Origin of the sequence: Hymenobacter terrenus (genome assembly GCF_000972495.1) — a bacterium.
GTDB classification, from domain to species: Bacteria; Bacteroidota; Bacteroidia; order Cytophagales; family Hymenobacteraceae; genus Hymenobacter; species Hymenobacter terrenus.
Window position 1 is genome coordinate 43,039 of record NZ_LATM01000020.1, and the last position, 12,274, is coordinate 55,312.

A 12,274-nucleotide genomic window follows, 5' to 3' on the forward strand; every position below is an offset into this window, starting at 1 on the left:
TCGTTGCTCTCCTGGAGCAGTCGTTACATTTTGGCTAGCTTTTCGAGGTCCATTTCTTCGGCTATCGACTTGAGCCGGGCCATGTCTTTTTGCTTGCTGCCGGTGAGCGTGAGCAAAAAACGCCCCCCTACGGCGAGGGTCATTTCGGCACGGCCGTCTTTTTTGTAGTAGGTCTCCATGCCCTTCACACCGTCTACCTTGAGGGTGGTGGGGCCCATGATGTGGTCGTCGTCTTCCTGCTCAATGCCGAGAGCCATCATGGCAGCGGCGCCTTCGTACAGGGCATTCGAGCCGTTATAGTCTATCAGGGCTACTTTTACCTCCTCTTCGCCATTGGTAAACGCCCGTTCGGCACTGGAAAAGGCCATGCCGCTCATCTTCTGCGACTGCCCGCTGAGCTCGCCGGCTGTGTAGCCGCTCACGGCCGTGGGCAGGAACTGTTGCAATTCCTTGTAGGGCAGCGAGAGGGTGTCGCCGCGCTTTTCGCGCTCGGCCCGGTCGGTTTTAGCTTTTTCGAGGTTGGTAGTCATTTCCTTGCCGGCCTCGCTGAGCTTGGATAGGGCCGAGTAAGACTCTTTGGCCTGCTTTGCTTGCTCGCAGCCCGTGGTCAGAAGCAGGGCGCTAGCCAGAATAGTTAATTGTTTTTTCATCAATTAGGAGCGTCAAAAAGGTGAGACAAAGATTCAACAGTACAATTATAAGTTAATTATTCAATAGTAAAGTAGAGTGAAGTAGGCTACTAGGGAAGCGGTATCGGCAACACGACCTGCCATACCGGAGGAAAAAGTTGCGCTGTTTTTCTTAGTTTTTACAAAAAACAGCGCAGATTCCCGCATATTTTTGCGCTGTTTTTTGTAAAAACTAAGAAAAACAGCGCAAGGTCACTACCCTTCTGGCAGAGACGTCAAAGCCGTTTAGGAAGTATTGTCGAACATCCTAACCAGCTTCATCCATGGAATACTGCCTTGGGGTATTTACTGATGAGTAAGCCGAAGCCGACCCTGCTTCGTTGCTCAAAGACCTGCCGTAGCTGCTCAACCGCCTCGAAGCCCGGCTGCGGCGCGTCGCGGCGCTCACGGTGGCGGCCGAGAAGTTTGACATCGAGGCCGTGCGCCGCGACCGCAACAACAACGAGAACGAAGGCCTGGCCGACTCGCTGAAAACCCTGCTCCAGAACATCGAGGCCAATAAAGCCGCGCTCCTGGCCAAAGGGTCAGACTCAGGCCGAAATCGACTCAGTCCCACGACTACCCGGTAAAGAACAGCACCGCTCAGGGCAGCAGCCTCAGCGACCAGCACCTGCTCACGGCCAGCAACGTGCAGCTGTTCCGGGCCCTCTACGCCCCCCTGAAGCACCTGATCGACGACGGCAAAAGCCTCTACAAAACCGCCGACAAAATCAAGCTGCAAGACTATACCCTAGGCAAGATTCTCCAACAGGTGCGCCGCGAGCAAGGCGGCAGTGACGACGCGGCAAAGGGAACGAAAGCGGCTTAGGGAACAGCAAGTTTGGGTTGGTTATAGAAGAATGGCACTCGCTTGGCGTGGGTGCCCTTTTTGCTGTTAACAGCACTACCTCAATCGACTTTCGTCTAACGGATAATGGCTTGACTGCACCATGAGTACCGTCAGTTGCCCAGTGGGCACTACTTGATAGATGATTCGATAGTGTCGATGAAATACCTCCCGTATCGTTGCTCAGCCTAGTTCTGGCACCATTCGCCCAAGCTGCGGAAATGTGAGCAACTGCTCAACCTTCGCAAAAATGCTGTCTACAAATTGCTGGGCAGCGGCGGGCGAATGCTCCGCAATAAACTCCCGGTTCCGCTGAATGTCATTCAGGCACTCAGTCAGAAATTTAGGCCGCATCCGACTGCCCGTTGGGATAGAAGCGCTTGCGGGCCTCCTCGAAAGAAACCACGTCGTTCTGCGCGGCCTGCTCCAAGCGCTGCTCCAGTCGATGAATGAACAGCAGGCGCTCGAAAAGGTCCTCTAGCTCAAAATTGTCGGGCAGTTGCTGCACAGCTTCTACGATTTGTTCTTTGGTCATGGCGGTGGGTGGCTTGGTGTGGGCGTCTGCTAAACTACGCGGCGGGCTGCGAAAGTGCCGGGGGTTACACAATCATTTAGGCTGTATAGCTGGCCAAAGTGCTTGGATGTCTTCGCAAGTCATTTCTATTTCCTTTATCCTTTTGGAATAGCTGCCAGATGCAGAATATATCGTAGAGTTGATGACGTCATAAACAAAGCAATGCTTGCTATCTGCATTATCATCAAATAATTTAAGATGTTCATAGACCATCGAGGAGATTGTTTTCCCCATATCAGCAGTCAACTTATTCAATTTAGAAAAGTAAAGCTTTACAGCACCGCAATACTTTTTACTCCGGTACTCGCCGCGAATTATCACATCAGGCTCAACCGATATCTTAACACCTTTTATCTCAATTGAACCATTATATGTGCTAGGAGAAAAATCGTTTAACTTATATCTATCCAAGAGGTTGATGTTTTCTAAAAACAATTCTAATGCTTCCAAGCAAGACTCTTTCTTTTGAATCTTCACTTTATGCTTTTGAATTTCGGAACCTACTTCAGGATAGTTTGCATTCATTTCTGCTATCTCTTTCTGAAGTTTATTAATCATTTTTGAAGCAGTATCAAGCTTGAATGATGTTGTAGCAAAGCACTTCTTTATGGGCCGCTTTGCTTCATCATACCACGTCGATTTGAATTCGCTGTCTTTTGGGAACTTTTGGTCCCGTAGAATGCTCCTACGTTTTGTGACCGATGACGTTGAGAGATAGTCAGCTAGTTTATTAACTGACATTCTTGGAGACCTTACTTTTTCGATTTCTGCTGATGATTCCATTTTTTGTTTTTTAATATTGAAAAAACAAAACCCCCGCGCCAGCCAAAGCCGACGCGGGGGTTTCTCTTGTTGCTTAGGCTGCCGCCAAGCTACTACATATTGTTCACAATCTCCTGGGCGAATTCGCTTGTTTTCAGGAGCGTGGCGCCTTCCATCTGGCGTTCGAAGTCGTAGGTTACGCGCTTGCTGGCGATGGCGGCTTCGAGGCCTTTATTGATGAGAGCGGCGGCTTCTTTCCAGCCCAAGTGCTCCAGCATCATCACGCCGGAGAGAATAACCGAGCCGGGGTTCACCTTGTCCTGGTTGGCGTATTTGGGGGCCGTGCCGTGGGTGGCTTCGAAGATGGCGTGGCCGGTCACGTAGTTGATGTTGGCACCCGGCGCAATGCCGATGCCGCCCACGATGGCCGCCAGCGCGTCGGAGATGTAGTCGCCGTTCAGGTTCAGGGTGGCTACCACCGAGTAGTCGGCGGGACGTAGCAGAATCTGTTGCAGGAAGGCATCGGCAATGCTGTCCTTGATGATGAGCTTGCCCTGTTCCTGGGCTTGCTTTTGCAGCGCGTCGGCTACGGCCACGCCCTGCTTGGCCACGATTTTATCGTACTGTGCCCAGGTGAACACCTTGCTGCCAAACTCCTTCTCGGCCAGCTCGTAGCCCCAGGTTTTGAAAGCGCCCTCGGTGAACTTCATAATGTTGCCCTTGTGCACCAGCGTCACCGACGGCTTCTTGTGCAGCAGCGCGTAGTTGATGGCAGCACGCACGAGACGCTCGGTGCCTTCCTTGCTCACGGGCTTGATGCCGAACGAGGAAGACTCGGGGAAGCGGATTTTCTTCACGCCCATCTCGTCCACCAGGAATTCGAGCATTTTCTGGGCCTGGGGCGTGCCGTTCATGTACTCGATGCCGGCGTAGATATCCTCGGTATTTTCGCGGAAGATGACCATGTCGGTCAGCTCCGGGTGCCGCACGGGCGAAGGCACGCCGTCGTAGTAGCGCACGGGGCGCACGCAGGAGTAAAGGTCCAGTTCCTGGCGCAGGGCCACGTTCAGCGAGCGGATTCCTCCCCCCACGGGCGTGGTCAGCGGGCCCTTGATGCCCACGAGGTAGTCGCGGAAGGCATCGAGGGTTTCGTTGGGCAGCCAGTTATTGGTTTGCTTGTAGGCTTTCTCACCGGCCAATACTTCCTTCCACACGAGTTGCTTTTTGCCCCCATAAGCTTTTTCGACGGCGGCGTCGAATACAAGTTTAGAAGCGGCCCAGATGTCCGGACCGGTACCATCGCCCTCAATGAAGGGAATGGTAGGTTTGTCCGGTACGTTCAGCTTGCCGTTTTTGATGGTGATTTTTTGCTCTGCCATTGGGGTCGTGTGTTAGGCGTGTTCGATTTGTTATTAACTATGTTCGAGCGGGGAAACCTCACCCCCTAGCTCCTCATTCGCTGCAGACGCGAAGACGGGCACTAGATTTTAGTTTTAATTTCTAGCCTTAGAGCTATATCTGGCGAAGCCAGACACTAGTTCTCCCCTCTCCACGGGCTTCGCGCTGATAGCGAATTGGGGGGCTAGAGGGGGTGAGGTCCCCCTTGGTGGGCACTAGGCACTAATACCCAAAAACCTCTTTCAGCGTGAGCTGCTGCACCGTTCCATACTTGCTCAGCTCCTTAAAATTCAGGCGGTCTTTCGAACCTATAACAAGAATAACTTGATTTTGTCCTTTAATCTTGGCGTTTTGAAACTTCTTTAACTCGTCAAAGGTCATTTTCTGCGTGCTGGCGTACACGTCGCGACGCAGGTCATAGTCGAGGCCCAGGCGCCGGGCCCGCTCATAGCTCAGCAGCACGTTGCCCTTCGTAATGCGCTCAGTACTGATGCTGTTGCGAATGGCATTTTTAGCGATTTCCAAGTTGGCATCGGCTACGGGCATGTCGGTCAGCAGGGCTTCCATACCGGCCATGGCCTCGGGCAGCTTGTCGCTCTGCGTGCCAATGTAGCTCAGGTTATAATTGGAGCGGCCCAGCTTGTCGGCATTGGCGTACCGGGAAGACGCAGAATAAGCCAAAGCCTTACTCTCGCGCAAATCCTGGAATACGATGCTACCCATACCACCACCGAAATACTCGTTGTAAAGTGCTACAGTGGGGGCCAGTTCCTTGCTATATAAGTCGCCCTTGGTTAGGAACAGGATTTCAGCCTGCACCATGTTGTAGTCCACCCAATAGACCTTCCGGTCCTTCAAGGGTTGCTCGGCGAAGTCTTTAGAGGCCGGGGCAGGCGTAAGCTTGGCGGGGGTTTGGTGCACATTCTTCAATGTCCAGAGTAAGCCAGGATAACGCACGCCGGTTGGTGCTTCAGGAGTAGGAGCACCTTTGATAACCGCAGGTGCATCATCTGTGGCAGGACGCGGACCATAATACAGCACCCGGTGCTGGTAAGTCGGCAGCTTCTTAATCAGCGCGGTGAGTTGCTCCGGCTTCACAGCCTTGAGTTGTTTTTCGCTGAGAATATTCGTGAAGGGATTTTTCGGACCGTATTTCACGTAGTTCACCATCGCGGCATTCAGGATAACCTGCTTGCTGAGCTTGGCATCCTGGCGCGACTTCAGCGTACCGGCCACCATGTTTTTCAGGGCGGCGGCATCAGGTTTGGGGGCGTTTAGCAGTAGCTCAAACAGCTTTAGCGCCGGTTCCAGGTTGGCATCGAGGCCGTTCAGGGTCACAAACGTGCGGTCGGCGCCGCTGCTCACGTTGAAGGAGCAGCCCAGTTTGTAGAACTCCTGTTGCAGTTGCGCGGCCGAGTACTTACCAGCGCCGAGGTATTGCAGGTAATCGGCTGCCAAGCCCCAGCGCGGGTCATTGTTGGTGCCAATGTCCAGAATGTAGTACAGGTTGAACAACCCGTTTTCGGCATTGTGCGTGTAATACAGTGGCAGGCCAGGCTTGATCTGCGTCTCCTGAATATCCTTTTTGTAATCCACAAACACCGGCTCCAAATCTGTGCTGGGCATGGCCGTGAGCTGCTTGTAGTAGGCCGAAGCCGCGTCGCGGTTAGCCGGCACAGGCGTAATAGCGGGCTTCACGACTTTCACCTTACTAGGGTCGACACCGGTACGTTTGAACACGGCCACGTAATTCTCGCCGTAGTTGTCATTGGCGAATTTCACGATGTCTGCCTTCGTGATTTTGCCGAAATCCTCCTGCTGTTGCAGGTAGTCTTTCCAATCGACCCGCTCAATAAATGCCTCGTACATGGCACTGGCGCGGGCCTCGTTGCTTTCGTAGCCCTTGGTACGCGTCAGCTTCTCGTTGTTGATAATGGCCGGAATCAGCCAGTCAGGGAAGTTGCCGGCTTTCACCTTGGCCAATTCTGCCAGTAGCAAGGTCTTCACTTCTTCCAGCTTCTGCCCCTGCCGCGGCGTGCCGTAGATAACGTGCGTCGAATAGTCGTCGTTGAGGTCCGTGAACGACGCGGCTTCCAGCACCTTCTGCTGCTGGTTCAGGTCGAGGTCGATAAGACCGGCCTGGCCGTTGGTCAGAATTTTATCCAGCATGCGCAGCCGCACGGCATCTTTCGACGCCTTGCCCGGTAGGCGGAAGCCCAACATCACATTCTCCGACTGCGGACCAAGCACTTCGCGCGTTATGGGCGCCGTCAGCGGCTGCTCCACGGGCGCGTTGAAGGCCGGCACCGGCTTGCTCGGCAGTGCGCCAAAGTACTTGTCGATAACCCGGATAGTCGCATCGTAATCCAGGTCGCCGCTCAGGCACAGGGCCACGTTGTTTGGCACGTAGTACTGGCCGAAATACTTCTTAATCTCCGTAATAGACGGATTTTGCAGGTGCTCAATTGTGCCGATGGTCGTCTGCGTCCCGTAAGGATGCGTAGGGTACAGCGCGGCATTCAGCGCCTCAAACTCCTTGTTGAAGTCGCTGTCGAGCCCCCGGTTTTTCTCCTCATACACCGCTTCCAGCTCCGTGTGGAACAAGCGCGGCACCATCTCCTGCATCCGCTCCGCCTGAATGGCGGCCCACTTCTCCAGTTGGTTGCTGGGAATATCTTCCTGGTATACCGTTTCCTCATTCGAGGTGTGCGCATTCGAGCCCTTAGCCCCAATGGCACCCATCACCTTGTCGTACTCATTCGGCACGGCATAGCGCGCAGCTACTCCCGAAATCGAGTCAATCTGGTGGTAGGTCCGCTTGCGGGCAGCGGGGTCATTGCGCTGGCCGCGATACACTTCATACAGCGCCTCAATCTTATCAAGCTCTACTTTTTCCTTGGCCCAGTCCTGCGTGCCCAGCTTCGAAGTTCCCTTGAACACCATGTGCTCCAGGTAGTGCGCCAGGCCAGTAGCAGTGGCGGGGTCATTCTTCGAGCCCGCCCGCACAGCTAAGTACGTTTGAATGCGCGGTGCATCTTTGTAATCCGACAGATAAACGGTCAACCCGTTATCTAAATGATAGATGCGTACGCCCAACGGGTCGTTAGGTACCGATTCGTAACGGTATTCCTTCGGAGCAGCGGACGCCACAACGGGAGCTGTCGTCACTGCCGGGATAGTCGTAACCGACTTACTTGACTGGCACTGCGTAGCAAGACCTAGTACCCCCAGGGCCGGAAACAGCAGCAAAAAGTTGTTTTTCACGAAGGACGCGAGAGGGTAGCTGGGAAAATTCAAAAAACAAAGGTAGCTGGCTGATAGGGGAATAAAAAAAGAAATTTTAGTCTATCTTGCGGGTTTGCCATGTCGTTAGCTGAGCCCTTACTCGGCCGCGAAACACTTCCCCCAAACGATTGCGTAATTATATCGCTTGTTCAACCGCAGCTTGGCCGTGACAAATCCGTGCCCATGTAACCCAGTTACAGTCGTAACACCAGTGGCTGATTTACATTCTACCACCGCTGTGGGTTAAAACCTTTCACTCAGAGAGGTTTTCGCGTATCCCCATCCCCTCACCTTCGGGAAAGGCGACTGCTTACCAGGCGGCAGGTTTGCGAGTTAGCCGCTTTTAAAAATCGGCTTCCAAACCCAACCGTTGCTTAGCCTCACGCAGCGCGGGAAACCGCTCGGCTAAGTACTCGAACTTATCTGAGGCCGTGTAGAGCTTGCGGGCCGTGGGTGCGGCGGTGGTCACCACAGGCTGCACCGTGAGGCGCGGGTGGCCGGTGCGACGGCGCAGCTCGGCCAGGAATTCCACCCGCATTTCGTTGAACTGGTCCACCTGAATGGGATTGTCCACGCTTAGCTCGATGAGGTGCTCGGCGTTGGCGGTCACGGGCCGGTTCAGGACCCAGTATTCGCTCATGCGTTCCTGAGCCCGGCGCTCCTCGGCCAACTCCTGCCATACCCGCTGCAATAGAGCCGCGTCGATGGGAGCAACTGGGCCACTGGTAAACTGTGGCTCAGCTACCACCGAGACGGCCGGGCCACTAGCTGCCCGACTACTCAAGTCCTTCAGACTCGGGATTTTGCTGGCCAGGCTGGGAATCTTGGCAAAGGCCGCCGCTGGTGTAGGACGAGGGGCCGGCTCCACGCCTTCGAAGCTGGGCACCCCAATTTCAACGTGCGGCAGCGTATCACGCATCTGGTGGCGCTCGGTGATGGCCGCGGCCGGCTCGGCTTCTATGCTCGGCGTGTCGTGCAGCTCCTCCACGCCGTTCTCGACGGGCAGTGGCTCGGGGCCGTCGGCCGGGGCTGCGCCGGTGGCTACGGGAGCCCCGGCTGGCATTGGCAGTGGGCCAGACGCAGCTTGCGGGGCTACCGGCGAGCGAGGAACTGGCGCGGGAGCAGTGGTAGCTGGCACAGGGCCCCCTGTAGCCACGGGCGCCTGCTGCGTGTGGCCATTGCTCGAAGTACTGCTTGGCGCTGCGGCAGGCGTGGGAGTAGGTGCCTCGACCGCGCCGTTTAGGTCACTAGTTTTTTTTTTAGCGGCACCGTTCGTGGCGGGGCCCAGTTCGCGGACGAACTGCACCGCACTATTCAGATAGGCTAGCTTCATCAGGGCCAACTCAACGTGCAGGCGCTGGTTCTTGGCTTGCTTGAACTCCCGGTCGCATTGGCTAATGAGGTTCAAGGCCGAGAGCAGGAAAGCCAGCGGCGCAGCCTGGGCCTGCTGCACGTATTTCTGCTTGATGCCTTCGGACACCTCCAGCAGCTGCACGGTCACGGCATCTTTGCACACAAGTAGGCCGCGCAGATGTTCGGCAGTACCTACCACGAAGTTGTGCAGATCGAATCCGTTCTGCATCACCTCATCGAGCAGCAGCAGGGCGGCGGAGAGGTTTTCGGTGAGCAGACTGTCAACCAGGCGGAAATAGTAGTCGTAGTCGAGGATGTGCAGGTTTTGCACCACCTCTTTGTAGGTCAGATTGTTGCCGCCAAAGGTGACCATCTGGTCGAACATCGACAGAGCATCGCGCAGCCCGCCGTCGGCCTTTTGGGCTAGCAAGTGAAGGGCGTCGTCTTCGGCAGTGATGCCTTCCTGGGTGGCCACGTAGCGCAGGTGGCCCCGCATGTCTTCCACCCGAATGCGGCTGAAGTCGAAAATCTGGCAGCGCGACAGGATAGTGGGAATAATCTTGTGGCGCTCGGTGGTGGCGAGGATGAAAATGGCGTAGCTCGGTGGCTCCTCCAGCGTCTTGAGGAAGGCGTTGAAGGCCGCGTTCGAGAGCATGTGCACCTCGTCGATGATGTAGATTTTGTACTTGCCGGCCTGCGGGGCGTAGCGCACTTGCTCCACCAGCGAGCGAATGTCTTCAACCGAGTTATTGGAAGCAGCATCCAACTCATGTACGTTGAACGAGGCATTTTCCTGGAAGGCCACGCACGAAGCACATTGCCCACAGGCCTCCGTTTCGGCCGAAAGATTGGTGCAATTTATCGTCTTAGCCAAGATGCGGGCGCAGGTGGTCTTGCCCACCCCGCGGGGGCCGCAAAACAAGAACGCCTGAGCCAGGTGCTGGCTCTGAATGGCGTTCTGCAGCGTGGTGGTGACGTGCTGCTGCCCCACCACGCTACGAAACGTGGAAGGACGGTACTTGCGGGCCGAGACGACGAAATTATCCATAAGTTCTGTCTACAAAGTTACCCAAAGGAGGGCGAAGATTGGGCAAGATGTGGGCTGAAGCCTTTGCTTCGGCAACGCGCGGAACCCGAGCTATTCTGAGCCGCCCTGCCAGCTGAGTTACTAAGCCTTGCTGCTAGGTACTCGGTTCCCGCGCGGGCGTTTGCAACGAGGCGGAGCGAAGGCTTCGCCCTACACTGCTGCTTGGTTCCTCCGAGGCCGAAGCAAAGGCTGCGGCCTACTGAAACCTTCTTTTATACCGTGGCGTTTCTACAAAACCGCGTATCTTCGCGGCCCGCTTCGCCTTTCGGGCTTTGGCGGAACTCGTTCTTTACCATTTGGGGATGACCGGAATTGACAGCTTGCGCAAATTGCGGGTAAGCGTGCCGGGAGTTGGTCGAAGCTCTCCCGTTAAAAAATCGTCCGAAAAACAACCGGCGACTATTCGTACGCCATGGCTGCCTAGTTTAGAATTAGGTAACGTCATCGTTCCGCCCGGGTCAGTTTCTACACCTGGGAGTTCGGAGCGTCGTAAGTAGAAAATAGCCTTCGAAGAGCTGTGATTCGGGGGCGAAACTCAACTGCAGCTAGGGGAGTCTCAAAGGCCTGATGTGCGCCCGAGGCTCCATGAAAATCCAAGCACAGATACGCACGTAGAAAGCACGTCGATTTCCTTGTCTGGACCAGGGTTCGAATCCCTGCATCTCCACTTTAAACCCCGTTTGCGACGAGCAGGCGGGGTTTTTCGGTTTTTAGAGGCTTATTATTTATTCCACGTCCATCTTACCGTCTGCTGAACCGTTAGAATGAGTTAGCAATACTTTTGCCCTTCAACCCGCCCTTTTCTGCTCTATGCTTCGTCCCATTATGTTTGTCGGCACCGCTTCCGATGTGGGCAAGAGCATTATCACGGCTGGGTTTTGCCGAATTTTTCGGCAGGACGGGCACCGGCCCGCTCCATTCAAGGCCCAGAACATGTCGCTGAACAGCTACGCTACGCCGGAGGGGCTGGAAATTGGCCGGGCGCAGGCCGTGCAGGCCGAAGCGGCCGGCATTCCGTGCCACGTCGACATGAATCCCGTACTGCTCAAGCCGACTTCTGACCAAGCCTCGCAAGTGGTGCTGAATGGCCGGCTCATTGGCACGCAATCGGCCTACGAGTACTTCCGCGAAAACGACCGGCACGAGCTGTTCGTGGCCGCCACCCAGGCCTACGACCGGCTGGCGGGCCGCTTCTCCCCCATTGTTCTGGAAGGTGCGGGCAGCATCTCGGAGCTGAACCTGAAGCGCCGCGACATCACCAACCTGCGCATGGCCCGCCACGCCGACGCCGCCACCTACCTGATTGCCGACATTGACCGCGGCGGCGTGTTCGGCAGCGTCTACGGCACGCTGGCCCTGCTGGAGCCCGAGGAAAAGTCCTGCATCAAAGGCATTATCATCAACAAGTTTCGGGGCGATGCGCGGCTGTTTGAAGATGGCCGGCAGCAGCTGGCGGAGCTAACCGGCGTGCCCGTGGTGGGCGTGCTGCCTTATTTCCGCGACATCTTTTTGGAGGAGGAAGACTCCGTGGTCCTGGCTCGCAAGCAGCGCGGCCTCGGCGCGGCCGGCCTCGTAAAAGTGGCTGTGGTGCTACTGGGCCGTATGTCGAATTTTACCGATTTCGATGCCCTGGGCCACGACCCACGGGTGCAGTTGTATTACACCCACGATGCGGCCGAAATTCAGGAGGCCGACATCGTCATCCTGCCCGGCAGCAAAAACACCATCGAGGACCTACTGACCCTGAAAAACAATGGCTTGGCCGCCGCCATCGTGCAAGCTCATCGCACTGGCAAAACCGTGGTGGGCATCTGCGGCGGCTACCAGATGCTGGGCCGCTCGGTAGAAGACCCGGCTGGCGTGGAAAGCCGCGTGCCGGCCACCGCCGGCCTGGGCCTGCTGCCCGTGCGCACCGTTTTGCAAGGCGAGAAAACCACCCAGCAGCGCCGCTTCGCCTTCCGCGATGGCGCAGTGCCTGATTGCCAGGGCTACGAAATTCACATGGGCCAGACCATCGCCGACGGCCCGCCACAGCCCGTGGCTACTCTCGCAGACGGCACGCCCGATGGCTACTTCGCCGGGCCGCGCTGCTGGGGCACGTATTTGCACGGCATTATCGACAACCCGGTGGTGATTGACTACCTGCTGGCGCCCTATACCAGCCAGAAGACCAGCGCGCCATTCGATTTCGCCGCGTTCAAGAACGAGCAGTTTGACCGCTTGGCGGCGCTTATCCGCGAAAACGTGGACATGGCGCAGATTTACGCTGCCCTTCACCGCTAGCTCACCCCACTCCTCCC

The 12,274-nt window shown here is 56.0% G+C and carries 10 protein-coding genes and 1 other RNA gene; 4 read left to right on the forward strand and 7 right to left on the reverse strand.

The window, feature by feature from the left end:
* Positions 1 to 23: 23 nt before the first annotated feature.
* Positions 24 to 650, reverse strand: a complete 627-nt coding sequence (locus WX88_RS19525; protein ID WP_046246093.1) for a hypothetical protein — start codon at positions 648 to 650, stop codon at positions 24 to 26.
* A 428-nt stretch (positions 651 to 1,078) separates the two neighbouring features.
* On the opposite strand from WX88_RS19525, the gene WX88_RS19530 reads away from it, so the two are divergent.
* Both WX88_RS19530 and WX88_RS19535 read left to right on the forward strand, forming a co-directional pair.
* Positions 1,079 to 1,258 carry a hypothetical protein gene (locus WX88_RS19530; protein ID WP_046246094.1) on the forward strand — a complete coding sequence of 60 codons (180 nt, stop codon included), beginning with the start codon at positions 1,079 to 1,081 and terminating at the stop codon, positions 1,256 to 1,258.
* Positions 1,259 to 1,317: 59 nt separating this feature from the next.
* Positions 1,318 to 1,497: a hypothetical protein gene (locus WX88_RS19535; RefSeq protein ID WP_046246095.1), complete on the forward strand. Its 180-nt coding sequence runs from the start codon at positions 1,318 to 1,320 to the stop codon at positions 1,495 to 1,497.
* Between the two features lie 201 nt (positions 1,498 to 1,698).
* On the opposite strand, the gene WX88_RS32150 is transcribed toward WX88_RS19535, so the two are convergent.
* The 6 genes from WX88_RS32150 to WX88_RS19560 form a co-directional block, all read right to left on the reverse strand.
* A complete protein-coding gene (locus tag WX88_RS32150; RefSeq protein WP_072053055.1) occupies positions 1,699 to 1,869 on the reverse strand; it encodes a type II toxin-antitoxin system RelE/ParE family toxin in 171 nt (56 codons plus the stop codon).
* Positions 1,859 to 2,050: a hypothetical protein gene (locus tag WX88_RS19540; protein ID WP_046246128.1), complete on the reverse strand. Its 192-nt coding sequence runs from the start codon at positions 2,048 to 2,050 to the stop codon at positions 1,859 to 1,861. The genes WX88_RS32150 and WX88_RS19540 overlap by 11 nt, the downstream gene beginning before the upstream one ends.
* A gap of 72 nt (positions 2,051 to 2,122) precedes the next feature.
* A complete protein-coding gene (locus tag WX88_RS19545; protein ID WP_046246096.1) occupies positions 2,123 to 2,647 on the reverse strand; it encodes a hypothetical protein in 525 nt (174 codons plus the stop codon).
* A 317-nt stretch (positions 2,648 to 2,964) separates the two neighbouring features.
* Entirely contained in the window at positions 2,965 to 4,230 is a 1,266-nt protein-coding gene (gene icd, locus WX88_RS19550; protein WP_046246097.1) for an NADP-dependent isocitrate dehydrogenase, read from the reverse strand.
* Positions 4,231 to 4,471: 241 nt separating this feature from the next.
* Positions 4,472 to 7,513 (reverse strand): M16 family metallopeptidase, encoded by a 3,042-nt coding sequence (locus WX88_RS19555; protein ID WP_231590750.1) that lies wholly within the window; start codon positions 7,511 to 7,513, stop codon positions 4,472 to 4,474.
* Positions 7,514 to 7,877: 364 nt separating this feature from the next.
* A complete protein-coding gene (locus WX88_RS19560; RefSeq protein ID WP_046246098.1) occupies positions 7,878 to 9,935 on the reverse strand; it encodes a DNA polymerase III subunit gamma/tau in 2,058 nt (685 codons plus the stop codon).
* A 337-nt stretch (positions 9,936 to 10,272) separates the two neighbouring features.
* Here WX88_RS19560 and ssrA point away from each other — a divergent pair.
* Positions 10,273 to 10,644: a transfer-messenger RNA gene (gene ssrA, locus WX88_RS28940) on the forward strand.
* A 140-nt stretch (positions 10,645 to 10,784) separates the two neighbouring features.
* Complete coding sequence (locus WX88_RS19565) at positions 10,785 to 12,257, forward strand: cobyric acid synthase (RefSeq protein ID WP_046246099.1); 1,473 nt, start codon at positions 10,785 to 10,787, stop codon at positions 12,255 to 12,257.
* Positions 12,258 to 12,274 lie beyond the last annotated feature (17 nt).